23 protein-coding genes are annotated in these 23,768 nt (G+C 50.6%); 13 read left to right on the top strand and 10 right to left on the bottom strand.

Annotation, left to right across the window (positions count from 1 at the left end; genetic code table 11):
- Positions 1 to 24: 24 nt before the first annotated feature.
- The 4 genes from H6F68_RS20485 to H6F68_RS20470 are packed head-to-tail and all read right to left on the bottom strand — an operon-like array spanning position 25 to position 1,383.
- Positions 25 to 207, bottom strand: coding sequence for a hypothetical protein (locus H6F68_RS20485; protein WP_190561860.1), 183 nt, complete (start codon positions 205 to 207; stop codon positions 25 to 27).
- Entirely contained in the window at positions 204 to 473 is a 270-nt protein-coding gene (locus H6F68_RS20480; RefSeq protein WP_206755544.1) for a hypothetical protein, read from the bottom strand. Before H6F68_RS20480 ends, H6F68_RS20485 begins: the two co-directional genes overlap by 4 nt.
- 31 nt (positions 474 to 504) lie before the next feature.
- The gene (locus H6F68_RS20475) at positions 505 to 738 is read right to left on the bottom strand and encodes a hypothetical protein (protein WP_190561856.1); all 234 of its coding nucleotides are present in this window, start codon (positions 736 to 738) and stop codon (positions 505 to 507) included.
- Complete coding sequence (locus tag H6F68_RS20470) at positions 739 to 1,383, bottom strand: hypothetical protein (protein WP_190561854.1); 645 nt, start codon at positions 1,381 to 1,383, stop codon at positions 739 to 741.
- Positions 1,384 to 1,588: 205 nt separating this feature from the next.
- Between H6F68_RS20470 and H6F68_RS20465 the strand changes: the two genes are divergently transcribed.
- The 11 genes from H6F68_RS20465 (at position 1,589) to H6F68_RS20415 (ending at position 17,404) form a co-directional block, all read left to right on the top strand.
- Positions 1,589 to 1,954 carry a ribbon-helix-helix domain-containing protein gene (locus tag H6F68_RS20465; RefSeq protein WP_199300211.1) on the top strand — a complete coding sequence of 122 codons (366 nt, stop codon included), beginning with the start codon at positions 1,589 to 1,591 and terminating at the stop codon, positions 1,952 to 1,954.
- Between the two features lie 216 nt (positions 1,955 to 2,170).
- Positions 2,171 to 2,791 carry a Uma2 family endonuclease gene (locus tag H6F68_RS20460; RefSeq protein WP_190561850.1) on the top strand — a complete coding sequence of 207 codons (621 nt, stop codon included), beginning with the start codon at positions 2,171 to 2,173 and terminating at the stop codon, positions 2,789 to 2,791.
- The gene (locus tag H6F68_RS20455; RefSeq protein ID WP_190561848.1) at positions 2,791 to 3,624 is read left to right on the top strand and encodes a hypothetical protein; all 834 of its coding nucleotides are present in this window, start codon (positions 2,791 to 2,793) and stop codon (positions 3,622 to 3,624) included. Before H6F68_RS20460 ends, H6F68_RS20455 begins: the two co-directional genes overlap by 1 nt.
- 314 nt (positions 3,625 to 3,938) lie before the next feature.
- A complete protein-coding gene (locus H6F68_RS20450; RefSeq protein ID WP_190561846.1) occupies positions 3,939 to 4,268 on the top strand; it encodes a hypothetical protein in 330 nt (109 codons plus the stop codon).
- Positions 4,265 to 7,423 (top strand): plasmid replication protein, CyRepA1 family, encoded by a 3,159-nt coding sequence (locus tag H6F68_RS20445; protein WP_190561845.1) that lies wholly within the window; start codon positions 4,265 to 4,267, stop codon positions 7,421 to 7,423. Before H6F68_RS20450 ends, H6F68_RS20445 begins: the two co-directional genes overlap by 4 nt.
- Before the next feature lie 548 nt (positions 7,424 to 7,971).
- Positions 7,972 to 8,775 (top strand): N-formylglutamate amidohydrolase, encoded by an 804-nt coding sequence (locus H6F68_RS20440; RefSeq protein WP_190561843.1) that lies wholly within the window; start codon positions 7,972 to 7,974, stop codon positions 8,773 to 8,775.
- Positions 8,776 to 9,288: 513 nt separating this feature from the next.
- Positions 9,289 to 11,115, top strand: a complete 1,827-nt coding sequence (locus H6F68_RS20435) for a helix-turn-helix transcriptional regulator (RefSeq protein WP_199300210.1) — start codon at positions 9,289 to 9,291, stop codon at positions 11,113 to 11,115.
- A 314-nt stretch (positions 11,116 to 11,429) separates the two neighbouring features.
- Positions 11,430 to 14,720, top strand: coding sequence for a plasmid replication protein, CyRepA1 family (locus H6F68_RS20430; RefSeq protein ID WP_190561840.1), 3,291 nt, complete (start codon positions 11,430 to 11,432; stop codon positions 14,718 to 14,720).
- A 185-nt stretch (positions 14,721 to 14,905) separates the two neighbouring features.
- On the top strand, positions 14,906 to 15,289 hold the full coding sequence (locus H6F68_RS20425) for a hypothetical protein (RefSeq protein ID WP_190561838.1): 384 nt from the start codon (positions 14,906 to 14,908) through the stop codon (positions 15,287 to 15,289).
- Positions 15,282 to 15,773: a hypothetical protein gene (locus H6F68_RS20420; RefSeq protein WP_190561836.1), complete on the top strand. Its 492-nt coding sequence runs from the start codon at positions 15,282 to 15,284 to the stop codon at positions 15,771 to 15,773. Before H6F68_RS20425 ends, H6F68_RS20420 begins: the two co-directional genes overlap by 8 nt.
- A 581-nt stretch (positions 15,774 to 16,354) precedes the next feature.
- Positions 16,355 to 17,404, top strand: a complete 1,050-nt coding sequence (locus H6F68_RS20415; RefSeq protein ID WP_190561834.1) for a YhcG family protein — start codon at positions 16,355 to 16,357, stop codon at positions 17,402 to 17,404.
- A 161-nt stretch (positions 17,405 to 17,565) separates the two neighbouring features.
- On the opposite strand, the gene H6F68_RS20410 is transcribed toward H6F68_RS20415, so the two are convergent.
- The 5 genes from H6F68_RS20410 to H6F68_RS29830 form a co-directional block, all read right to left on the bottom strand.
- On the bottom strand, positions 17,566 to 17,820 hold the full coding sequence (locus H6F68_RS20410; RefSeq protein ID WP_190561832.1) for a hypothetical protein: 255 nt from the start codon (positions 17,818 to 17,820) through the stop codon (positions 17,566 to 17,568).
- A gap of 258 nt (positions 17,821 to 18,078) precedes the next feature.
- The gene (locus H6F68_RS20405; protein ID WP_190561831.1) at positions 18,079 to 18,831 is read right to left on the bottom strand and encodes a type IV pilin-like G/H family protein; all 753 of its coding nucleotides are present in this window, start codon (positions 18,829 to 18,831) and stop codon (positions 18,079 to 18,081) included.
- 334 nt (positions 18,832 to 19,165) lie between these two features.
- Entirely contained in the window at positions 19,166 to 19,948 is a 783-nt protein-coding gene (locus tag H6F68_RS20400) for a class I SAM-dependent methyltransferase (protein WP_190561829.1), read from the bottom strand.
- A 158-nt stretch (positions 19,949 to 20,106) separates the two neighbouring features.
- Positions 20,107 to 20,343 carry a hypothetical protein gene (locus H6F68_RS29835; RefSeq protein ID WP_399314680.1) on the bottom strand — a complete coding sequence of 79 codons (237 nt, stop codon included), beginning with the start codon at positions 20,341 to 20,343 and terminating at the stop codon, positions 20,107 to 20,109.
- 56 nt (positions 20,344 to 20,399) lie between these two features.
- The gene (locus tag H6F68_RS29830) at positions 20,400 to 20,795 is read right to left on the bottom strand and encodes an SDR family NAD(P)-dependent oxidoreductase (RefSeq protein WP_399314677.1); all 396 of its coding nucleotides are present in this window, start codon (positions 20,793 to 20,795) and stop codon (positions 20,400 to 20,402) included.
- Between the two features lie 66 nt (positions 20,796 to 20,861).
- Here H6F68_RS29830 and H6F68_RS20390 point away from each other — a divergent pair, with 66 nt between their 5' ends.
- Together H6F68_RS20390 and H6F68_RS29110 are read left to right on the top strand one after the other, a co-directional pair.
- A complete protein-coding gene (locus H6F68_RS20390; RefSeq protein WP_242065589.1) occupies positions 20,862 to 21,824 on the top strand; it encodes a trans-acting enoyl reductase family protein in 963 nt (320 codons plus the stop codon).
- The gene (locus H6F68_RS29110; protein WP_242065588.1) at positions 21,821 to 22,099 is read left to right on the top strand and encodes a hypothetical protein; all 279 of its coding nucleotides are present in this window, start codon (positions 21,821 to 21,823) and stop codon (positions 22,097 to 22,099) included. The genes H6F68_RS20390 and H6F68_RS29110 overlap by 4 nt, the downstream gene beginning before the upstream one ends.
- Positions 22,100 to 22,295: 196 nt before the next feature.
- Here H6F68_RS29110 and H6F68_RS20385 read toward each other — a convergent pair whose 3' ends face one another.
- Positions 22,296 to 23,507 (bottom strand): IS256 family transposase, encoded by a 1,212-nt coding sequence (locus H6F68_RS20385; RefSeq protein WP_190561827.1) that lies wholly within the window; start codon positions 23,505 to 23,507, stop codon positions 22,296 to 22,298.
- Between the last annotated feature and the right edge of the window lie 261 nt (positions 23,508 to 23,768).

The raw sequence follows: 23,768 nt of genomic DNA, 5'->3' as shown, positions 1-23,768 counted from the left end.
GAGGAGGGCGATCGCTGGGATAATTCAGTTGCTTTCCAATTGCTTGAGGTGCAGCAGATAGACCGCTAAGGCTTTGTGGGTCAAGCTATCCAGGCTCTCAGTCGGATGAGTGTCTAGCACTCGTTGCAGTTGGTCGAAGAGCAACTCTGGAAGCGTGATTTCTAGGGCGATCGCGGGGTGAGGAGTTGTGTTGAGCATGGTGTTCATGGAGTTTGAGAGCGAAGGATTTTCGAAGCGAGGGCAATTCTGGCTTGTTGGTAGCGGATAAAGGCGGGTTGAGTTTCCTGAGCCGTGATTGAGGTTGCAAAGCCAGCAATTTCACAATTCACGGCAGCGCGTTCAACCTCCTCTACAGCAGTGTTGAGTCCCAAATTTTGGAAGACTAGGGTTTCGGTGGGGGTGAAGCGTTCCATTGGGTTGAGCCAGTGTGGGGTGGAACTTGCGGTATTTGCAGCGATGGAGCGATCGCCCAAAGTACCAGGCTTGCAATCAAAATCAGGAGGATTAAGCTGATTGCGAGGAGGGGTTTTGCGCTTGAGGCTTTCCCGGCGCTGGAACGTTGCCCCGCTGAATCTGATACTGAGTTTCCCGTAAGGTGTTCTCAAACTCAGCTTCGAGCTCTGTGGCCAGGGCAGCAGCTTCCAATCGTGTTTGCCGCAGTAATCGTTGTCGTCTCAGGTCTGCGGTTCTGTCCCACTGGGCTTGATTCTGATTCAAGCGGGTGTAGCTCTGGTGCATTCAATTCAAAAGCTCGATTTCCTGGGCTTCCAGGGCTTGCAGTTCCGCCTCTTCTTCCTCTAGCGCAGTCAGATAGTTCACACCGGTGGGGACTAGTGATGAGGCCGTAGTGCGCTCTACAGGCGCTGGCTGGCCCTCACGGGGTAAAACTTCCGGGCGAATTGCTGGGGCTTCCGGACTAGGAGTATTGGCGGCAGCGCGATCGCCAAAGCGTTCCGTCAGCACTTGCGCCCACTTCTTCTTAGAACCCGCAAAGTAGCGATCGCCCAGAAGCTCAACTGCAAGTGGAGTGTAGCGATCGTCGCTGAGACGCAACTCGGATTCAGCCAACCACGGTGCAATTTCTCTGAGATCCACAAACCACTTCTGAATCGTCCGCTTCCCTTGTTGGTAATGCTCCGCGATCGCCTTGCAAAACTGAGATTCTGTCGGTTTCCAATGCTCAATATCCAGCAACTCATCACTATTGCTAGACCGAGGTTTAGACAGTTCAGGCTTCTCAAAGCCCTGTTCGCACCCGTCCGAGTTCTCGTTCGTAGCAGGGTCGTGCGAAGGATTCTCTGAACGTTTAGACACTAAGGAAAAATCAATCTCAGGGGATTCGTAGGTAACTTGAACAGCACTGGTGTCATAGGTTCTGTCCATTAGGCACATTCTCCTTAAAAAATTCGTAGGCGGTCGTAATGCGTTTGGAGCGTTCGTTACGACTTGTTTCTCGTTCGCTTACGAATTATGTTAGCATCATTTTTGTTGCTAGTAGGCCACAAAAATGAACTTCTCACAAAAAAAGCCACGATCTAGCAACGGAAAAGCTGCTATAAACTTGAGGGAGCGAGTGTTGAGGATTTATGTGAGCGAGCGTGGAAAGGGGAAGCGATTATACTTAACGCTGCCTAATGGAATTTATGAGGCACTAGAGCGGTGGGCTGAGTCTGAAGAGAATAAGCCTGCCTCTTTAGGAGCGTTCATCATTGAAAGAGAGGTCAGAGAAGCTCTCGAAAGTGGCAAAATTCCTCAAGGAAATAAGAATTCCACATCCGCTCCCACTGACTTAAAAGCGTTTCTGACCCAACTGGCTTGCGGAGAATTGCCTACTAATGGGCAGTTAGTAATACTAGCCCACGATTTAGGCGTTCCAACAGAAGTTTTAATGGAACTTCGAGACCGAGTTCGGCAAAGCAATGGCAACAAGGAAGGTCGGATTGATGAGACTTAAACATCTCACTGCACAAGTTGTAAGTGATAGCCATTGGGAAATTGGATTCAGCCGAAAGAGTTTGGTGTTATCCGCCCCGTCTCAATGGAGAGATTTTAGACTTGCTTTACTCAAACCTGAGACATTTCATCCGTCTTTCTTGATCTCAAACTCACTGCAACTCAAGTTCTGGCAGCAAGGCCATAGCATGTTTGCATGGGTGCAGGAGCGATCGCCATGACACAAGTAGCAGTTAGACCGAGAGTAAGCTTTGAGGAATATATCGACATCTGCGCTCAGAGCGAGGAGCGCTATGAATTGGTGCGAGGGGAATTACATCTAATGAATCCCCCAACTGTGTTGCACTACCGCATTGCCAAGTTTTTGGAGCAAGTTTTAGATCGAGTAATTGAGGACCATTTTGACCCCGATGAGTGGGAAACCTTCCGAGAGGTTGGACAAAGGACGGAGGTCAATAGCTCTCGGTTGCCTGATCTGGCGATCGTCTCTCGTGTAGAAGCCGACAAGCTACTCAAACAAACAGCTGTGTTTCAGAGCCCTAGCCTTTTAGTCGTAGAAATCGTCAGCCCGAGCTCTGTCAGTGAGGATTATGACGGGAAGCTGAAGGAGTACCAAGCTTTAGGTGTGCTGAAATATTGGATAGTCGATTACGAAGGGCTCGGAGCAGCAAAACACATTGGCTTCCCCAAAGCACCAACTCTCACCATTCATGAACTCGTTAACGACAAGTACCAAGCAAAGCAATTTCGAGGGGATGACCCCATTCAGTCTCCGACCTTCAAACACTTAAACTTGACAGCCCATCAAGTTTGCTCAGCCGGGAGGAGTCAGAGTTAATGTCAACCACACCTATCTTGCAAACTCCAAGCAAGGACTACCCGGAAACGATCGATAACTGGGCCGTTCTCCAAGAGCTGAAAATTCTTCAAGAAAAGCTCCAGGAAAAAGAGGTTGCTGACTATGTAACCCCTGTTGATAACCGCGAAATCTTGCAGAAGCTGGAGCTGGAGAAGGACGAGCTGACATCCATTATTACTTCCATTGGCTTTGGCTCTATCCTGACAGGTCTGACTACGTTCTCCATTGCCCTCCTAGGTTTGCTCTTAGCATGGAAACCGATGGTCCGACTGGAAAAAGTTGCCCGTTTGATTAAGCTGATTACGGCCATTCTGGAAGAGTTTGAAAGTCAGCAGGTTGAAACTCTGCCACTGCAAAAGGTTCCTGGCAGAGAACAACCGATTGATTTGATGATTCGCTTTCCGGGTAAAGAGTTTTTACTATTGGCGATCCGCTCGTTTGGAGAGGCCACCATCATTTACAACGAATCAAGAGGAATGCTCTACTACAAGCGAGAGCGAAAAGGATTGAACAAACTGAAGCCTGATCCCCTCACTGACCTATCCGAACAAGCTTATTGGCTGAAGAAGAATAGACGTGACTTTTTTGGCAGTTCCAAAGGCGTGCGTAAGCCAATGGCTAAGGTGCTCGTGATTTGGGGTCAGACAAAATTAGCCACTCACCAAGAACATCTGTACACTACTCTTGGTGGTCAAAAGTTTTTATTCATTCCTAGAGAAGGAGGAGCTTGTTATGTAATTCACCAAACCCAAGTGATTGAATTTATTCGGGCGTACCTCGCTCACCGCCAATCACAAGAACAAGCAGCTTAAGGCCTTAAAAATCAAAACCCCCAACGTCGTGCATCGACAGAGGGAGTTCGATAACGGAACCAGGGAATTAATTTTGCCACCCAGCAAAACCCGACGTTCAATCGGAAGGGCATCGATGCCCTCGTCTTCAATCCTAACCCATCTTTTATGGGATTGCATCAGGATATCACTGGATTGCTTATATGACGCAACTTTCAGCGATCTTTGAAGATTTGACGAAGCAACCTCCTGACACAGGTATGGTTGTTCCGTTCGATTGTTAACCTCGGTGACTCTGGTTCCTTTGATCCCCCACAAATCAAAGGAACTTTCAAGTGCCACAACCTTCACTATTTGGAGCTTCTCAGGAGCTGCGACAGCCCCAGCCTCCATCCAATCCAAAATTCGCTCTGAAGCAATCCCAGTCTCCTCAACCTCAGGCCCAACGAATTGCATCGCACGTTATCTATCAAGTTGCTATTCAGTCTGCGCCAGAAACAGCAAAAGCAGCAATCCTTCTAGATCCTGACGGGACCTGCCTTAAATACCACAAACCCATCAGCATTACCGCTCTGGAAGTTAACCATTGCTCTGCCGCCTGTGGGTGGGTCGTTGTTCCTACTTCGTTCAAGGCTCTCTCCCAAAGTCAAGGGGGTGGGCAATGAAGGGCTCTCGGATTTTAGGTTTTGACCGCAAGGCTCGATCGCTGCCGCCGACATCCTGCCATGCTCCTCGATCGCTAGAGGCGTTTAGGGCACAGATCGAACAAGAGTTTTGCCAAGGATCGGGTATTGACCCTGAACTGTTCGAAGCGACGATCGCCGTCGAGCCAAACCTGAAGCAACTGCCAGGGGGAGAGGTGGAAACACCCCTCCACAACGCTCTCAACTGGCAGTTTCGGCGCTTTCGCCAGCAAGCCAATGCTCAGCAGTATGGAGCCCTCTTCCTCAATGAGGACGGGAGCTGCTGGCAAGCGAAATTAGCTTGTCCGAATTGGGACGCCACGAAACAACAGTTCCGCAAATACGAAAGCGTTTATCAGGGTGGGAGCCGTGCCTACCTGCCAGTCATCAACCAGGCCACTCGCCGTAAAATTGCGGCCCGTTATGGTTGTGACTGCCCTCCCGCAGGTAAAAGCTTTTGGCGTTGGCTAGAGGGGCATCCAGAAATCCCAATTATTTGGACTGAAGGTGGCAAGAAGGCGCTGTGTCTGCTCAGCGATGGCTATGTAGCGATCGCTCTGTTTGGCGTCTATGGTGGGCATCGCAGTAAAGATGCCTTGGGCAATGCTGTTCTGCCCTATCTGATTCCCGATGTCCAGCGATTCTGCCAAAGCGGCAGGCGACACATCCTAGCCTTTGACCAAGACGTGAAAGAGCAGACTCGACAAAAGGTCACGAAGGCGTTATCCAGTTTGGCGGGACTGCTAGCCAAAACAGGGGGCACAGTGGCGATCGCCCAGTGGGACCCAGCGCAAGGCAAGGGCGTGGATAACTTGGTGGTGAACCAGGGACGAGCGGCTTGGGACCAAGCTTACGAGCAAGCCTTGAGCCTGGAGCAGTGGCTAGTTCACACCTATCGCTCTTTGACCTATCGAGCTCAGGTGGTTGTCAACCAGCGATATCTTGGAGAGCTGTCAATTCCAGACTCAGCCAGGCTCATCTGCCTCAAAGCGCCAAAAGGGACTGGTAAGACAGAAGCGATGATCGCTCTAGTTCAAGAGGCGATCGAGCGGGGGCAACGAGTCTTGATCCTCACCCACCGCATTCAACTCGGTCAAGCCCTCTGCGATCGCTTTGGCATCAACTACGTCACGGAAGTCCGCGATTCCCAGACCGGAGATTTATTGGGGTACGGCGTTTGTGTGGATTCCTTGCATCCGCAGTCGCAAGCAAAATTCCAAGCGGAGCACTGGAAAGACCCCCTCGTGATTCTGGATGAGGCGGAGCAGGTGATTTGGCACACGCTCAACGCCGCCACGGAAGTTAAGCGCCATCGAGTGGCAGTGCTGCGGGAATTGAAGCAATTGTTGCTCAATGCCTTACATCCCAATGGCAAAGGGCGGGTGATCCTATCCGATGCCGACCTCACCGACCTCTCCATCGACCTCGTTAAGGGAGTAACGGGGCAGCCAGAACTGACTCCTTGGATTGTGCGAAACGATTGGCAGCCAGAGCAAGGCGCTAACATTTACCACTACGACCAGACGACCCCAGCCCTCTGGTACAGTCGCTTGAAAGCGCATCTGCAAATCACCTGCAAAGCCGTCTTGATCCAACTCAGCGCTCAAAAACCTCAGTCCACCTGGGGCACTCGCAATGTTGAACGCAACTTGCGCCGTTTATTTCCTGAGAAACGCATCCTCAGAATTGATAGTGAGACCATCAGCAATCCCCAGCATCCGGCTTATGGCTGCATCTCTAAACTCAATGAAGTGCTGCGAGAGTATGACATTGTGATTGCTTCACCTTCAATTGAGACGGGAGTGTCCATCGACCTAGTTGGACATTTTGATAGCGTCTGGGGCTGCTTCCAAGGCGTGGGAGTAACCGACTCGGTGCGCCAAACGCTAGCACGTCTGAGGGAGATGGTAGACCGTCATGTTTGGATTGCTCGCTGTGGCGCTTCTCGCATCGGCAACGGAGCAATTCACCCTAACAGCTTATTCAAGAGCCAGCAAAGAGCAGTCCGAATTGCCCTGAAACTATTGATGAACGCTGATTTCGATGATATTGCTACCCCCGTTGATCCAGCGTATGAACGCACTTGGGCGCGGATGGCCTGTCGTATCAATGCGGGCATGCTGAAGTATCGAAACACTGTCTTACAAGGGCTTCAGGAGGAAGGACATACCCTCCTCTCCGTGAGCCCAGAAGCGGCAGCTGATTCAGACCAACTGAAACAGGAAAGAGATGCCATGAAGCAAGAGGCCACCGCAGGACACCGGGAAGAATGTTTAGGTGTAGAGCAGGCAGAGGCAATTACCGATGCAGAAGCAGCCGTTCTAGAGCAGCAACGAGCGAAGACTGATACAGAACGCTTCAAACTTCGCAAGCATCAACTCCATCAGCGTTACGGCATTGAGGTGACGGCTGACTTAGCCGAGAAGGATGACAATGGTTGGCTGCCTCAGATTCGCCTGCACTACTATTTGGCGATCGGTCGTCAGTATTTAGAGGAGCGAGACAGTCGTATTTTGCAGAACGCGATTGCCAGTGGCAATGGCACGGTGTGGTTACCTGACTTGAGAGGGTCTTTGCTGATCCAGCAGATTGTTGGAATGGAACGGCTAGGCATTCTAGAGTTGTTACGCCCAGGACGTGAACTCCGCAACTCGGATGCAGACTTGATTCAACTGAAAGAGCGGCTGAGCGCTAACCAATGGCAGACCAAAGCGCTATTTGGCCTCAAAATCAATCCCAACGCTTCTGCAGTCACAGTAGCCCGCCAGATGCTAAAGAAGTTGGGGTTGCACCTGGAAATGATCGGGCAACCCGGCCCCCGAGGGAGGCAGACGCGAGTCTATCAAGTCGTGGGGCATGAAGATAGTCGAGAGGCAGTTTTTGCAGCTTGGCTAGCCCGAGATGCCGCCAGATTCGCTGAAGTGTATCTTCTTGATACGGTAAACAGTGACCGTAATAATAAAGGAGATTCGTTCCTGCTTACCCCCTCAGATTCTCTGGATGCCTGGTTTACACCGGATTGTTTAACTGATGTACAGGGGATGGTAGCGACGGCCCAGGATGATCCGGCTATGCTGTCAGAAGTCTTAAAACTGTTACCGGAGGCTGTCCTGAAACATTTAGGATTAGTGGCATAAACGTTGCCTCCTATCAATATGACAAACTGGGCCAATGGGTAACGTGCTGTGAAAAACTTGTGAACGTGCGATCGCTCCACCACCGAAAGCAACACGTCGGGTTTGCTGAAATGTCCACAATGATGAGCTTTTTGATTTTTTCAGGTAGCTCAATGAGCGATCGCAGGATTTTGATCACGCCCTTTATCCCCCTCGCTCATCCAAGAGTTTGTCCAATTTTGTCCTAGTGGACATCCATCTTTTATCCGCTAGGACAAGATTACAGCACGAGGAGTTAGGGGAATGCGGCAGCAAGCTTAGAGCCTTGGATGCAGCTTAGTAGCCATCTTCAGACAGGTTTATCATCTGTTTTCCACCTGGATTCCTGATTCTAGCTCTCCTGTTACTTCCGAAGCTGGGATCGGGCTGACGTCAATCACCTGAATGGGAATGAGAACAGAAAAGCTGATGAACGACTGCTATAACAACGGCGCTTTCATTAGCCCTCAGGGGGTCCTGAGTGTTTCCTATGAGACGATCCAGGGATGGGTCCACTTACTAAGCCAGCAATGCCAACCCCTTTTCTGCTTCATTTGCCAACCGCTCAAGCTATTCCTGTCATTGCCAGTCTGCCTCACAGTGGATTGCTGATACCGAAGGACATGGTTGACAGTCTGGAAATTTCCTACCAGCAGTATTTACCCAATCAAGATTGGCATCTCGACAAACTCTATGATTTTCTGCCCAGTCTAGGGATTACCGTACTGCAAACCCTCTATAGCCGTTATGTGGTTGACCTCAATCGATCGCTGCAAGAACCCCTCTTCGGTAACTTCTGGCAATCGGTCATTGCCGAAAAGACCGCATGGAACGCTTCGCTCTATCAAACCTTGCCCTCTCGAGAAGAAATTGAGCAGCGAGTTGAGCAATACTATCGGCCCTATCACCAACAGCTTCAACGCTTGCTCAACGAACAGATTGAGCAATTCGGCAAGGTATATCTGTTGGATTTACACAGTTTCCTGGGGTTGATCGAGGATGAAATCTGCTTGGGCAATGGAAATAACAGCACCTGTTCGGAACCCTTCATCTCAATTGTTGAGACTGCCTTCTGCTCGCAAGGTTATCAAGTCGTCCGCAATAAAGTGTTTAGCGGTGGCTACATCACGCGATACTACGGTCAGATGCCGCAGGTTGAGGCGTTACAAATTGAAGTTCGCTATCCGGTTTACCTGGATACCAATCAACTGGGGCATTCTTCTGTACCGGATTGGCAGGTACTCGAGTTTGATCGCGCGAAACAGAAGCTTCAGTTAATCTTCAAGCAAATGGTTGAGGCTCTGATGGCTGCTCAATCTCACCATTTCCGATAAAGCTCCTCCGCATGAAACCTAGTCCGGTAATCTTCATTGCAAATCTTGGCAGACTGACGTGGATGCGAGGTTTCACTCGCCCGCAGATTGCAAAACTTTTCTGAAAGCTTTGTTTTATAAGGTTCTTAGAGGTTGTGTGCATTGACTACCAGGGTTGCTACCCTCGGGGCTGTAGGGGATTTAAGTGGATCGCAGCGCTGGAGGATCAAGTCAGCGCGATCGCGATTGCGCTGACTTGAAACATTGGTGGAGTGCTTTGAACCTGTGCTTTAAGCTCGGTTGAATCGTGCTTGAGCGCTCAGTTGCTAAAAATTGGGTTTCAAAACATCGACATCCTCTCCCAGCAACCCTAACGGGTATGCAAGGAGATTTCGTGCATCGCCTCACCACCCCCTAACTGCTAGCGCGGTATAGGCGGACCACTACGATGGTCTTTGGTAGAATAATCCCAACGACTGCTGCTCAAAGGTTGGAAAAAAACTGTAGAGATACTGCGATGCAGATGATTAGCGCATGGAACTGATTGAACGCGCTCAACTGAGATCGTTTGTCGTTGAACGATTAAACCAAATCGGGGAAAACCTGATTGGGCTAGAAACCGATCGAGACTTAGAGAAAACAGCGATTCGCCTGACCACGCTGCAACTGCTGGATTTAGCCGAAGTTTTAGAGGCGATCGCTCAAAGGCCAGAAGTCTTTGCCTTCGAGGGTTCTTCAGAAACAACCCCTCCATCGGGAACGCTTTATTACGAGGTCGGAGCTGACTCCCTCTACCGCAAATGCTCTCACGGCGAACTCCCCAAGTTTTTTCATCCTGCCTACTTCCTGAGGTTTGGCCAGTCCCAGGTCGATAGAACGGTTTGGCGAAGAGTCTCCAACGCTGAATTTGGCTTAACCCTCCAAGTGATTCGACAACTGACACCAGAGGAAGCAATCGCCAAAGCCACTATTTTAAGAAAAGCCGCCGAACGCTTCAGCGAGTCTTTTGAATCCCTAGAAGCCCTGAGTACTAACGTGACAAAGGTCTTTGAAGAATTAGAAGTGAAGGGGACGGCTGATTCAACGTACTCCAAAATTGAATCCTCAGTCTTTCAGACAGAATCATTCACCACGATCCCGACGGCAGTGGCAATGGTTAGCAGTATTTACGCTCAGCTACGGAAAGACCTTTGGCAGCAAGATCAAAATGGGCTGGGATATTTCCAGCATCGAGCTAAGGGGAACCCCAATAATTACGTCGAGCATTACATTAGCAGCCCAGGTGATGTGGAGGTTCTGCCTTGGGAACAGGCTGAACAGATTATTGACAAATTCGGGTTCACCACCGTGAAGTTGCATCTGCTGTTTGCAGCTCACACCATGAACCAGGCTGAACCTTGGAAAAGCGGGTTTGTCTTGAAAGGCACGGCGATTCTCAAGGAACTTGGCTGGGACAAGCGGACCGATCTACCCATGCATGTCAAGCTCAATGAAATTGCCAAGGCCGCCTTTGTTCTGGACTGCTTGTTAGTCCGAACGGTATGGATTGAGGGACGGAGCAAGCAAGGCAGACTCGATGCCAGCACTCCCACGGGCCGGATGTGGACGGTGGTCATCGACCCTCACGGACAACTCGATGTAGACGGCAAAATCTCACAACCCGAAGAAATTTACTTGGGAGTTCAACCTGGCATGATCTTCGAGCGCTTTCTCAACAAAGCAGGAAGCAAGCTCAAAGAGGCACTCTACCAATTTGGCTACATTGCTCAAGAAGTTCTTAAAATTGACCCCTACCATGATGAACTGGCGCTCCGGATGGCCATCCATCTCACAATGGACAGCCGCATTCATCCCAGCGGCAAGTATCAGGTGGGTTTACTGCTGGAAACCATTCTGCCAAAAGCGCTCATTGAGAATGCTCGAAAAGATTCCCGCAGAGCTTTCGATTTGAAGAAGCGTTGGGATAAAGCCCTGTTGCTGTTAATGCAGCTAGATTGGTCGATTGAGTTTGATGAGTCCTACTCAGAACTGATTCGGCCTGGGCACAAAGGCCGGAATCCTAAAGGGTATCTAGAAACCCTATTGGCTGCTGGAATCACGATCAAGCCTAAAGCCCCGATCCCCGAACTGATTGGTGCTAAAACTGAACTCAAACGCATCCCACCTCAATCAAGGCCCGCTCTCTCCCTGAGCGGTGCTCAAATCCGCCAGGCACGGGAGGCCAAGGAGTGGAACCAAAGGAAATTGGCAGGATGGATGGGCGTCTCTCAGTCCTTAATTAACCATTGGGAAAAAGGCAAACGGACTCCTAACTCGGAGCAGGAGGCGCGCTTGCGCTTGGTTCTCAACATAGAGGGCTGATTACAGCCCTCAGGCGCTGCGGTACTTGTAATCAAAAGAATAATTTAAAAAATCGCTCTCAAACCCCTACAGCGTAAGGAATTTAGCGTGATTACAAAACCTCTAGAATCTTAGGATCAAATCTCTAGGATCTCAGGATAATTCCTCTAGGATCTCAGGATAATCTTTTTTTGAAACCCTTGCGTAGTAAGCTTTTCAGCTTTGATTACAGGCTAGATCAATATAGAGTAATAGATCCGGTTTTTCATCGCGCTGAATGATCTCTGGCAAAATCTGGTCACACCATCTCGCCCCTAAAGTGAGCAAAAGATCCAATGCCAGGTTCTCTCGCCCTTATTAATGCTTCTGTTACCATCTCATTGAACCCACCGCTCTGCCGAGCCGCAGCAGACCATGTTCAAGAATGGCAAGAGAGTGGCGTTGACCTCGGCATTATTGCGCTCAACGTCGAAACCCTCACCGACACGGCTACCAGCAGTTATGCCGATAGTCTTTTCCCGATCGCCGAGAGACTGAACTGGAACATCACCCGTTTTGGGCAAAAACCCCGCTCCCAGCTGCGCGGTTGGTGGGTTAGTGGGGTTGACCCGCTCAACCGCTGGCAGCGGATGGACTGGGGCCGCTTCAAACCGGATGCCGCCACCCCGGTCCTCGATCGCGCCAAAGGAAAACCCGCAAAGTACCTCAGTCCCAGCCTTGGCCCTGGCTCTAGTCGCCTAGTCCTGCTGGATGTTCCATTCCACATCTGGACCCTAGTCGCTCAGCGCTATAACCTAGCGATCGCCCCCGAAGATCGCCCTCTCGGTTTCTGGCACTGGGTTTGGAAGTACAACGTGCCCGTCATCCTCACCGAAGGCGAGAAGAAAGCAGGTTGTTTACTCACGCAGGGATACGCCGCGATCGCCCTGCCCGGTATTTTTAACGGCTACCGCAAAACCCCCCAGACCCTCATCCCCGAGCTGGCTCACTTTGCCACGGCTGAGCGCTCGGTTTACATTTGCTTCGACTATGAGACCAAGCCCAAAACCATCAGAGACCTCAACCTAGCCACCACCAAACTGGGCAAGCTGCTGGAGCGTGCCGGAGGCGTGGTTCAGGTGCTCTCCCTTCCCGGTCCGCAAAAAGGGGTGGATGACTTTATCGTGGCGCAGGGGCCTCAGCCCTTTGATGCCCTCTATGACGCTGCCCTGCCCCTACAGTTCTGGCTCGCCTCCCAGCTCTGGTCACTGACCTATCAACCCACCCTCACCATAGACACGCCTTACCTAGGTGAGCTGCCCTACCCCAGTTCCGGTTTGGCCTGTATCAAAAGCGCCAAGGGTACCGGGAAGACGACGGCACTCCAGTCTTTGATTCGCCAAGCGACCCACACCGGACGGAAAGTTCTGGTCATCACCCACCGCATCCAGTTAGGTCGTGCCATCTGCGACAGCCTCGGCATCGACTGGATTGAGGAGGTGAAGGAATCCGATACCCAGGGACTCTTCGGCTACGGACTCTGTATTGATTCGCTTCATCCCACGTCCCAAGCGCGCTTTAACCCGGAGTTCTGGAAAGGCGCGATCGTCATCCTCGATGAAGTCGAGCAAGTACTATGGCACGCCCTCAACTCCAGCACCTGCTATGAGCAGCGAGTCAAGATCCTAGAAACCCTCCGAGACTTGGTGCAGGTGGCGCTGGGCAGTGGGGGGCTCATCATTGCTCAAGATGCTGACCTCTCGGATGTCAGCATTGACTACCTCCTAGGCTTAGCTGAAGCCGCGATCGAGCCTTGGATTGCCGTGAACCAATGGCGGCCCAAAATCGGATGGGCCGTGTCGTTCTATGACACTAAGAACCCAGCCAGCCTGATTGCTCAGATGGAGGACTGCCTCGAGCAGGGTGCCGTATTCGTCGCCCTGGACTCCCAAAAGGTCAGCAGTCGTTGGAGTTCTAAAAACCTCGAAACTTACTTGCAGTCCCGCTACCCCAACAAACGGATTCTCCGCATCGACTCTGAGAGCGTCGCAGACTCCCAGCACCCCGCCTACGGGATGGTCGAACGGCTCAATCAAGCCATCACCGGCTACGACATCGTCCTGGCAACCCCAACCATCGGCACTGGTGTCTCCATTGATGTGCGAGGGCATTTCAAAGCTGTATTTGGCATCTTCCAAGGAGTCACTCCCGATGCTGAATCTCGGCAGGCTTTGGCCCGAGTCCGAGAGCCAGTGCCTCGCTTCGTTTGGGCCGCTCGGTTTGGCCCCGGCAAAGTAGGAAACGGCAGTTGCTGCTACCAAGATATCATTCACGCCACCACCCAAGCGGTGAAGTACAGTATTGCTTTACTCAAGGAAGTCGATTTCGACCTTGATGTCCAAACCGACCCGATCACTTTGCGGAGTTGGGCCAAAATGGCGGCTCGCGTCAACGTATCGCTGTGGAGCTATCGCAACGAGTTTCGCAATGGTTTGGTGATGGAAGGCCATCAGGTTACGACCGTGAGCGGTGACCTGCTTCAACCACAGGATAAAGCTATGGCTGAACAGGTGGTTCAAGACCTCAAAGGGATTCAAGACAGTAGTCGCCTCAGAGAAGCCCAGGCGATCGCTGATGCCCCCGGCATCAGCGCCAGTGAGTATGAGCGACTCAAAGACCAACGAGCGAAGACTCCGGATGAGCGCCATGTCCAACACAAATATGAGTTGGAGCGCCGCTATGCCGTTTCCCTTACCCCAGACCTGAAGATTAAAGATGATGCAGGCTGGTATAGCCAACTGAAGTTGCATTATTACTTGACTCATGACCCGGCACTCGTCCAATTGCGAGACCGCAAGGAGTGGCAAGGACACCTCGAGCGGGGTGATGGCAGGGTGGCGTTACAGGATGTGCGCCTGCTGACAGCTCAAGTCGAAACCTTGAAGGTGCTAGGAGTTCTCAATCTTCTAAATCCGGAGCGACCGATTCGAGCCAGTGATCCCGATGTAGAGCAGCTCCACCATTACGCAGTTCAGTACGCTCATGACCTCAAAGCCGTTTTTAACCTCACGATCTCCAAGAAGATGACACCGATCGAGGTTGTACAGGCATTACTGGGCAAATTGGGGTTGAGATTAACCTGTGTGGGCCGAGATGTTGCACCCGATGGAAGGCGCGGAGGAATCAGAGTTTACCGCTATCAACCGCCAGAGGATGAGCGAGAGGCCATCTTTGCCCAATGGCAGCAACGAGATGCTCTTACTCAGACAGCTCAGATAGAATCAGCACCTTTATTAACTGCCGCGAGTACCCTCCCTGATCCACCCCCTGATATATATGATTCAGATTACTCGCTGGAGGGATCAAAGAGGCTAGATAGGGAATTAAAAGAGCAGATCCAAACTTCAGAAGAAGAGGCAAGCGATGTCCTGATACCGGAGAAGCTCTCCCAGGGAGAAGGCGATCGCTGTGCCCAAACCACAAGAATTAAGGTCGGCAGTTTGGTGCAGCAGTTGCAGCAAGCTTGCTGCTGGCTTGTAAAGCGACTAGAGGGAGTTACAGCTCTACTCCAGCATCCTCAAACAACAAAGGAGCATAGGGTGCCCTTGACCGAGCTGATTTGGGTTAGTGACGAAGGAATTCCCTAAGCTTCTGTAGATTAATTTGCTAAGGATTCAGGAGAATGAGAGCTTGATTCGCTTCCAAACAGTCTTACCTGAGAACATCTCCTGAATTGGCAGATTTTCCTTTTGACTAATGATACATTTGAACCATCTCGACTGATATCACGCAACTCATTTTATTTAACGTGTTACTCCACCGGAGGATTGAAATGAAGCTTGCTGACCTGCCTGAGGCAACGCTAGAAAAAGTTAGATCTATACGTTGGGACAGGATTCTAGAAAAGCATGAGGGTCCCGAAGCCTGGGAATCCATACTGCAATATAGTCACCCTGAATTCTTGCCGGTTGGGGAATATCATGTGTTATTGCCGGTTGATGTAGAGCATCATCCCAACATCACCATTTTGCGAGATATTTTGAGTGCTGATAAGCGTTCATTAACTTTATTTTTGCAGGACACAACATATGGCCAAAATTGGTACGACTCCGGTTTCCTAGCTGTGTGCGATCGCCTAGAAAACTTCTTTATTGCGATTGTTTACCACGAGTGGTTTGTGATTGAGCGTCCCTCTATTTTTGAGACAAATGTATAATCCTGAGCGACCGCTGCGAGATGCCACAACACAGGATTTATGGACGGCGTTACTACTCAAACGACGCTTCAATAGCTTTGAGCCGGAACAGATTGTCCAGGATCTTTATGCACAGCCAAAGCTTTGGAAGAAATTTTGGCTGGGATGGCTAGTCTTTGATCTGGAGTTTTATCAGAAAACCAACGAGGCACTGATTACTCGGCTTTTAGAAATGCTCGTTTACGCGCAGGACGATCGGCTATTCAAGAATGATGTGTTATACATCCAGAGCGCAGAGGATGACTGTGTCCCTGCATTGCTGGATCTAGCAAAACAGTGGCAAGCAGATGATTGTGAAGTTTATGACCGAACTCGTTTAGCAAAAATTTTGGGTCATCTGACACCCTTAATTGAAGTTTTAGGGGAAGAGAAAATGGCCCAACAACTTGACCAATGGAAGGCTAACACGATTTGCGCCCCTGTCATTGCTATGTGGTGGGATTAGCCATCGATTGAAGTAGGAAGTTAATCGATGGAGTATTTGCTCCGACATTCGTTTCACAATGCCCGTATTCCTGCGTCTCAGGCCTCAGAAGCTCTAGCAGCGATTCATGAGCTGTACCAGCCTGCAGTATTTGAATGGTCAGGAACACAGAGTCCCTCTAAAGGGGATTAAAGCGAGAGCTCAAGAGTCAAAGATAGATTCAGAGTTGGAAGTAAAACCTGAGTGCTGGGAGTGGGACAAACCTACCCAAAACCTAAGTTAATTAAGCCTTCTAGTCCCACAACAGTTGAAGCTAAACCCCTACTAATTTCGTTGTTGAATTTCCAAGTCTTCTTCGGATTTTCCTACAAGCTAGCTGCTTAGAACGTTTGTCCAAAGGGAGCTTGAGCTATGTTTGTTCCCCCTCCATGCCTGAGTGTGTACTAGTTAACCGTATGCCAGCAATTACAAAATGGCTCAAAAAAGGTCGAGTTTGGAACGAGCGGAAGCAGTGCGATCGGATAACCAAGTTGTTGAATGAGCTAGAACGTTTACTGAGTAAAAATTAGCAAGGATGGCTGAGTCGCTAAGAATACTGGATTATGCCAAAACAAACATCTCTGTTTCCTGAAAATTACGATGACTTCTTCCGAGATTTGAAGGAACGAATCCGCTCTGCTCAAGTGAAAGCGGCTTTGGCAGTCAACCAGGAGTTGGTTCTGCTCTACTGGCAAATTGGGCGAGAAATCCTTCAGCGTCAGTATAAGGAGGGTTGGGGAGCGAAAGTCGTCGATCGCTTGGCACGTGACCTCAAGATAGGGTTTCCTGAGATGGCAGGATTCTCTCCTCGCAACCTCAACTATATGAAGTCATTTGCTGAGGCTTATCCCGATGAAGCAATTCTGCACCAGCTTGGTGCAAAAATTCCCTGGAAGCATAACTGCATCATTCTAGATAAGCTAAAAGACCCAGAGCGTCGGACTTGGTATATCCAGAAGACGATTGAGAATGGCTGGAGCCGCAGTGTTTTAGTTCACCAGATTGATACGAATCTCTACGATCGCCAAGGTGGTGCACTAACAAACTTTCAAGAGGTACTGCCTGCCCCACAATCCGATTTGGCCCAAAGTCCGCTGAAGTCAGAATACAACCTCGAATTTCTTGACATCCGGGAAAAAGCCCTGGAACGGGATTTAGAGCATGCCCTAGTTGAGCACATGCAAAAGTTCTTGCTGGAACTGGGTGTGGGCTTCGCCTTTGTAGGGAGTCAGTACAGGCTTGAAGTTGAGGGGGATGAGTTTTTCATTGATCTCCTCTTTTACCATCTTGGTCTGAGCTGCTTTGTGGTGATTGAATTGAAGACCACTGATTTTAAGCCTGAGTATTCAGGGCAGATCAACTTCTACGTCAACGTCATTGATGACAAGTTACGTCGTCCCCATGACAATCCGACGATCGGAATCATTCTTTGCCGTTCCAAAAACAAGTCTGTAGTTGAATACTCACTTCGTGGCCTGACGCAACCAATCAGTGTCTCTACATACCGAACTACCGCTGCACTCCCTGACGAATTCAAGACCAAGCTTCCTTCTGTTGAAGATTTACAGCATGAGATTGAGGCTGCGGCGGCTGTAGTTGAGGAGCTTGAGTAGAGTACTGAACCAAGGTAGATTTAATAGTCTTTGATTAGCATTCCGATCGCGCTGATCGAAATAGAAAATGAGACATAGTAGGAATTCGAGCTGCTGTCATTTGTGGTTACTTTGCGATCGCTTTAGCCAGGTCGGTAACTCTCATCCCGCCAATGACACTGCTATTTCACCAGGCGATCGCGGCTCTGAAGTGGATAGCAGGGTTGAGGCCGCTTTGGCGCAGGGGTTGGTTGAATCATTCCTGCCTGAGCTGGAATGGGCGAGAAGGTTGCTACAACAGACGATTCAAGTTCAATCAACCGCCTCAAACAAGCGATCGCCCCTCTTTGTAGATGCAGGAGCGATCGTTTTTTATTGGAGAGGGCATTCCCGTCAGTAGTTGTGGTGATCGCGTGGGTACATGGATGAAGTGCCATGGGATTCGCTGTAGCTTAAGCAAAGAAATCATCGAATTCCCTGTAAGTAATGGCGAGCGTAGTTCTGAAGATGTAGAGAAGCGATCGCGCATCCAGCTAAAGCCAACAACAGCCCAATTAAGCACGTCAAAATATTGATGGGCACGTCACACCTCCCGAAAGCTGCACCTTCTCAATATCTTATGGGTTTCTAGGAACTCCAGAAAAGATGGCAAAACCTTTAATTTGAATATGTGATGATGGATAGCACCCCACTTATCAATCTAGAATTGAATAACCAGCAGGACACCTCAAATTATCTATTTCACTTTGAGACGGCTTTGGAGGCAATGTTGTAGTAGGTTGATTGCTCTGGCAGAGAATACTCATGGTTGTAATCGCTCCACTAATTCCTCTTCCTCGCGTTGCCACAATACCTGCGTAGCTTTTCAGGCCTTCTACTTTTGCAAGTCCAATACTTTGGGCTACTCCTCTTTCACCAATCAGCGTGACAGAATACTTGTAATTTTCATTATCTCCGTCTTGATACATGCCTAGAGAAGGTACATCAGAGGCAAAGTGATTTTCCTCCAAATGGAATGCTTGTTGCGCCCTATTGAGTGCACGGACATATAGTCTAGCTTCGAACTGTGTCATTATCTTGATCTGATTTTCAAAGGATTCTGAAATTTGGGTGCCTGTAGGAATGCTCCCAACATCCGAAATCTTATTGATCTGTGTTACTAGCTCAGTAGCTTCATTGTTGGATGGATCGAGCAAGTACAGCGTGCCGTCTGAAGTAATAAGTACCGTTAATATATCACCTGTTACAAGGCGGACTCGCCACTGCCCTATCGAAGGCCTTGAGAGAGTTTGAGCTTTAGCGCTTTGAGCTTTAACTGAGATAGACGAGGCCGCAGTTGGTCGAGCAAAACCACTGATTAGAAGCGAGATTATAGCTAGATAAGTAATAAATTTGAGCATGAGGTTGGCGATCTTTGCAGCAAGTAATAACTCCAACTTGACTCGCATTTTTCCAGAATGGTTAAATCATTCACGTTGTGCAGTCAAATGACGAAGTCATGCCTGGCTATGAGCAGGTAGGCTTTTCAGAAGGGTCGCTGAATGCTGTAGTATTCTGCTGTCTCCGCCCAACGCGATGGTGACTGAAAACTTGGGAGAGAAGGAGACTAGACAAAGGAGAAGCGTGAATCCTCACGATTCCACTCCCAATAGGAGCGGGAGGCAATCGCAGTTTGTGAAGTGTCAACCTGCGTGACCAGAGGCGATCGCGCGGCAACTTCCCCTGGACACATTGGGAGGATTGCACTTCAGGGAAAGGGACAAAGAAGGATATCAATGCTGACTAGAGAGGAGAACTGTTAGGGACAGGCACCCCTCGCCTCAGCGCGGCCCAAAGTTGAAACGTCCGTTGTGGTGCTTGTGTTATCACGAGGGATTGCTGAACCGCTAGCGGTGCGTCGTCTAAGCACTCCTCCAGTTGGATTACAGCCGCAGGCGGTGTTTGTTGTCGAGTCACCCAATCCTCAAAGTCAATGGGCAACCGCCACTGCCTGAGTGCCTCAAAACTCATCCCTGTTGAGCGGATCGCAGAGCGCCATTGAGAGAGCTGCCACTCCCAGTAGTGGGAGGGATCTCGCAACTGTTCAATACGGTTGATGAAGTGAGCCAACTCATGATCTTCGGGCGCAATCACATCCACGGCTAAAAACTGTCCCTCGGGCTTCAGGACTCGGTGAATTTCTGTCAAGGCGGGTTCGAGCGCCGGGAAGTGATGGGCGACAAAGCGGCAGGTGACTAAATCAAATTGCTGATCCACAAACGGGAGGGCAGTGGCGATCGCAGATTGAAACCTAACATTGCTCAGTCCGCGATCGCTCAAGTTGCGCGCTGCTTCCGCTAGCATGCCAGCGCTGAGATCGACGCCTATCACTCTCTGAACGAAAGGAGCCAAGGCAAAGGCCGTGTGTCCTGCACCACAGCCCACATCCAGTACCTGCCAATCAGGACTTGGGTGAGCGGCTTCCACGAGCCACTGCAAGTCTTGGCCGCGCATAAACAGCGACGCTGTACTGTAGGCTGGAGCTGTCCGGTCAAACTGTTGGCGGGTGACTTCTTCTTGGTTCATGGCGCAAGGCATACTCAAGAGATTTCAGCCATTTTGCCATCTCTTCTACCCACATCACTCGGCCAAAGAGGCAAGCAAGACTCCAGCAGGAAGATGTTGTTTGTGACGGTGAACCTTGCGATCGCCTCCAACACTTGAGTGAGATCAAAGCAGTGTCGTCACCAAGGCAATACTTCTCCATTGGCGTGCCAGAACGTGCCTGTGTTCTCCAGCGTCAACTGCTCAATTCGAGCTAACAACCCCTGCACAGACTCCTCCGGTGTAATGCCACTGGCCGTAAAGTTCGTCATCCGGGTTTGCACCAGGCCAGGATGCAGAATCGCCACGGCAATGCCACGAGGTTTGAGGTCGTGAGCCAGGGATTTGCCTGCCATCAACAACGCCACCTTCGACATGCGGTAGCCATAGGAACTGCCTGAGGTGTTGTCCGCGATAGCGAAGCGCTGACTTGTCAGTTCGAGCCCATGCGGCTGGTCATTAACACAATCTTGGAGCCTGCTTTCAGGTGGGGCAGCAGTACCTGTGTGACTCGTAGAGGCCCCAACGCATTCATCTCGAACTGTTCTCGGATGCTGTCGAAGTCGAGGTTGTCCAGCGTCACGCGCTGAATGATGCCTGCATTGTGAATCAAAACATCGATGACCTTGTCACCCAGGCGCTTTTGTAGATCTGCCACAGAAACGTCTGAGGTAATGTCAATGCCTGCCTCCACCGGCACCCCGAGCTGCTGCAATTCCTCAGAGGTGCTGCGACAGACGGCAATGACGCGATCGCCTTGAGCCTGCAGTTGCCGACAGTACTCGTAACCAATGCCCCGATTTGCCCCTGTGACGAGATAAGTTGCCATGTGACCTCCAATCGCTTCGAAAGAGTATAGTAGCCAGTGCAGCCTGTGCCTAGGAGTGGTTCTGTCATGTCTGAGCGTCTCTATGATGTCATTCTTTACGGTGCCAGTGGTTTTGTCGGCAAACAGACGGTGCAATACTTTGTCAACCATGCCTCTGGAGGAGAGGTACGCTGGGCGATCGCGGGGAGAAACCGCCAGAAGCTGGAAGCCGTTCGTGCTGAAGTCGGTGCCCCCGTTGATGTGCTGGTTGCTGATAGTCAGGACGAAGCGGCGATCGCGGACATGGTTGCTCAAACCCGAGTGCTGCTGAGTACGGCTGGCCCTTTTGCTCGCTATGGCAATGCCCTCGTGGATGCCTGCGTTCGCTTCAGAACGCACTACGTCGATATTACGGGAGAAACACCCTGGGTCAGAACCTTGATCGATCGCTACCAAGCTCAAGCGGCGGCTGATGGCACTCGCATCATTCCCTGTTGTGGCTTTGATTCCGTGCCATCGGACTTGGGCACCTACCTTGTGGTACGGCACCTGCAACGGGAACTAGGGGTGCCTTGCCAGCAGGTGCATGCCTACTTTCAGGCGTATGGCGGGTTGAATGGAGGGACGCTAGCCTCGGCTTTCCATCTCTATGATTCGGCTGGGGCCGCTCAGATGAATGAGCCTTTCCTACTGAATCCTCTCAACCCTTCCTCTCCCCCTCCAGCTCAAGCTGAGCGCCATCGTGACCCCCAAACCCCCTCCTTTGCTGCCGACCTCAACACTTGGGTCGCTCCCTTCGTCATGGGGCCTGTCAATACCCGCATCGTTCGGCGCAGTGCGGCTCTCTACGAGGAGTGGCAAGACCCTTATGGACCTGACTTCACCTATCAGGAGTATCTCAAGTTCGATGAACCGTTGTCATGGCTGAAAGCAACGAGTGTTACTGCTGGCTTGCTCTATTTACAGGCGTTCTGCAACAACCTCAGGTGCGATCGCTGCTGCAACCGCTCTTGCCGCAACCAGGTGATGGACCGTCTGAGCAAACGATGAATGAGGGATGGTTCTCCTGCGAATTGGTGGGCACTGCAACAGATGGTCGCCAAGTGCGAGGACTGATCCGCGATCAAGGAGACCCAGGCAATCGAGCCACGGTCAAGTTTGTCTGTGAATCAGCTCTGAGTCTAGCTCTGCAAATAGATGAACTACCAGGTGGCCAGACACGCGGCGGGATTCTAACACCCGCAACTGGCTTAGGTGAAGTGTTGGCAGAGCGCTTACGCCGAGCTGGGATGACTGTAAACGTGACTCTATCACACGGGGGCTAGGCTGGGACGTGGAAGCTTGAGTTGCAGGATGGCTCAGCAAAAACATTCCTTGAAGAAGCCCGAATCAAGGAAGTGTGTCATCGAATTCAAGTGCTTCGAAGTGATTGGGAGGCTCTTCATCATGCTGCTTGTCCAGGAGAGCGCGATCGCGCTCTCTTCCGGAGTATGTCAAATAGATTGTGTCAAGGAAAGAAAGCTAAAGGGAAAGACGATCGCCAAACTCAATCGCGAAACGGTTGAGGGCAGGTTTCCAGCCTCGAATCGGCATCGTCCATTTCTTAGCAATATTGTGAATCGCCAGGTAAACGACCTTCATCGCCGACTCATCCGTCGGAAAAGCGCGGTGGTTTTTCAGAACTTTTCTCAGAGTCATATTCATTGATTCAACTGCATTGGTCGTGTAGATAGCTTTACGAATCTCTGGTGGGAAAGCAAAGAACGGGATAATTCGTTGCCGGTGTTTCATCCAGGACTTGCTGATGGTCGGATACTGCTGGTCCCACTTCTCGGCAAACTCAAGCAGGCGTTGCTCTGCCTCAGTTTCCGTGGCAGCGGTGTAAATCAGGCGCAGGTCAGCGGCAACGGCTTTGCGGTCTTTGTAAGAGACATAGGACAGGGAATTTCTGACCATGTGAACGATACACAATTGCACGGTTGTTTTGGGAAAGACCGCCTCAATGGCATCGGGAAAGCCGGTCAGACCATCGACACAAGCAATCAGGATGTCCTTTAATCCTCGGTTCTGCAATTTGGTGAGCACGGAGAACCAGAACTTGGCAGACTCGTTTGGGGTCATCCACAGTCCCAGCAACTCCTTTGTCCCTGATAGGTTGACGCCTAAGGCCAAGTGAATGGCTTTGTTGATCACTCGCCCATCCTGCCTGACCTTAACGACCAGAGCATCAAAGTAGACAATTGGGTACACCGAGTCGAGGGTGCGATTCTGCCAGAGCTTGTGCTCCTCTTCCACGGCATCGGTGACATTAGAAATTAAACCAGCCGACACTTCTACCCCGTACAGGTCTTGTAGTTGTGCCTGGATGTCGTGGACAGTCATGCCCCTGGCGTATAGGGACAGGATTTTGTCGTCAAACCCGTCAAAGCGGGTCTGCCCTTTTTTGATGATCTGCGGTTCAAATTCACTCGTCCTGTCGCGTGGAATCGTGATCTGCGCCTCGCCAAACTCGCCCTTGATGGTCTTCTTGCTGTGTCCGTTACGGCGATTCTTTGTGGACAGAGGAGCAGGTTCAGCACGTTGCTCCTCTAGGTGAGTCTTCATTTCACCTTCCAAGCAGCGTTCAACCAAAGCTTTAGTCAGTTGTTTGAGGATGCCACCTTCGCCCAACAGGTCTTCGGGGCTCTGGTAACCTTTGAGCAGTTCATCGAGGATTTCAGGGGGAAAAGTCATAGGAGTGTTGTCTCAGGTTCAGTAGTTCATTAGATCTTATTTCTGACCTTTGACACAATCTAATTTACAGTCTCCTCTTCCGGCCTCCCTTGAGCGATGGTAAGTTTCTTGGCCTGAGATCGTAACCAACTGTTTCTCTAGTGGCACCGGTAGTGCATCAATCGACTGTGGGATTGATAAAGTAAAGAGAGTCCTTCCCTAGAAACCAGGTGATGCAGTGTCCTCTGTGCGGTCATGCTAAAGCGCATAAGCATGGCAAAA

Source organism: Trichocoleus sp. FACHB-262 (assembly GCF_014696035.1).
In the GTDB taxonomy this organism is placed as follows: Bacteria; Cyanobacteriota; Cyanobacteriia; order FACHB-46; family FACHB-46; genus Trichocoleus.
Note: the sequence above shows the minus strand (reverse complement) of the source record. Positions and strands in the feature narration are given on the sequence as shown.

What these genes read in the sequence shown, in the direction of transcription:
- H6F68_RS20430 (WP_190561840.1), top strand. Translation starts at nt 11,430, where the DNA reads ATGCCAGGTTCTCTCGCCCTTATTAATGCTTCTGTTACCATCTCATTG.
- H6F68_RS20435 (WP_199300210.1), top strand. Translation starts at nt 9,289, where the DNA reads ATGGAACTGATTGAACGCGCTCAACTGAGATCGTTTGTCGTTGAACGA.
- H6F68_RS29835 (WP_399314680.1), bottom strand. Translation starts at nt 20,343, where the DNA reads ATGTCGAAGGTGGCGTTGTTGATGGCAGGCAAATCCCTGGCTCACGAC.
- H6F68_RS29830 (WP_399314677.1), bottom strand. Translation starts at nt 20,795, where the DNA reads ATGGCAACTTATCTCGTCACAGGGGCAAATCGGGGCATTGGTTACGAG.
- H6F68_RS20470 (WP_190561854.1), bottom strand. Translation starts at nt 1,383, where the DNA reads ATGGACAGAACCTATGACACCAGTGCTGTTCAAGTTACCTACGAATCC.
- H6F68_RS20445 (WP_190561845.1), top strand. Translation starts at nt 4,265, where the DNA reads ATGAAGGGCTCTCGGATTTTAGGTTTTGACCGCAAGGCTCGATCGCTG.
- H6F68_RS20425 (WP_190561838.1), top strand. Translation starts at nt 14,906, where the DNA reads ATGAAGCTTGCTGACCTGCCTGAGGCAACGCTAGAAAAAGTTAGATCT.
- H6F68_RS20420 (WP_190561836.1), top strand. Translation starts at nt 15,282, where the DNA reads ATGTATAATCCTGAGCGACCGCTGCGAGATGCCACAACACAGGATTTA.
- H6F68_RS20485 (WP_190561860.1), bottom strand. Translation starts at nt 207, where the DNA reads ATGAACACCATGCTCAACACAACTCCTCACCCCGCGATCGCCCTAGAA.
- H6F68_RS20385 (WP_190561827.1), bottom strand. Translation starts at nt 23,507, where the DNA reads ATGACTTTTCCCCCTGAAATCCTCGATGAACTGCTCAAAGGTTACCAG.
- H6F68_RS20440 (WP_190561843.1), top strand. Translation starts at nt 7,972, where the DNA reads ATGCCAACCCCTTTTCTGCTTCATTTGCCAACCGCTCAAGCTATTCCT.
- H6F68_RS29110 (WP_242065588.1), top strand. Translation starts at nt 21,821, where the DNA reads ATGAATGAGGGATGGTTCTCCTGCGAATTGGTGGGCACTGCAACAGAT.
- H6F68_RS20405 (WP_190561831.1), bottom strand. Translation starts at nt 18,831, where the DNA reads ATGCGAGTCAAGTTGGAGTTATTACTTGCTGCAAAGATCGCCAACCTC.
- H6F68_RS20475 (WP_190561856.1), bottom strand. Translation starts at nt 738, where the DNA reads ATGCACCAGAGCTACACCCGCTTGAATCAGAATCAAGCCCAGTGGGAC.
- H6F68_RS20460 (WP_190561850.1), top strand. Translation starts at nt 2,171, where the DNA reads ATGACACAAGTAGCAGTTAGACCGAGAGTAAGCTTTGAGGAATATATC.
- H6F68_RS20400 (WP_190561829.1), bottom strand. Translation starts at nt 19,948, where the DNA reads ATGAACCAAGAAGAAGTCACCCGCCAACAGTTTGACCGGACAGCTCCA.
- H6F68_RS20410 (WP_190561832.1), bottom strand. Translation starts at nt 17,820, where the DNA reads ATGGCACTTCATCCATGTACCCACGCGATCACCACAACTACTGACGGG.
- H6F68_RS20390 (WP_242065589.1), top strand. Translation starts at nt 20,862, where the DNA reads ATGTCTGAGCGTCTCTATGATGTCATTCTTTACGGTGCCAGTGGTTTT.
- H6F68_RS20455 (WP_190561848.1), top strand. Translation starts at nt 2,791, where the DNA reads ATGTCAACCACACCTATCTTGCAAACTCCAAGCAAGGACTACCCGGAA.
- H6F68_RS20415 (WP_190561834.1), top strand. Translation starts at nt 16,355, where the DNA reads ATGCCAAAACAAACATCTCTGTTTCCTGAAAATTACGATGACTTCTTC.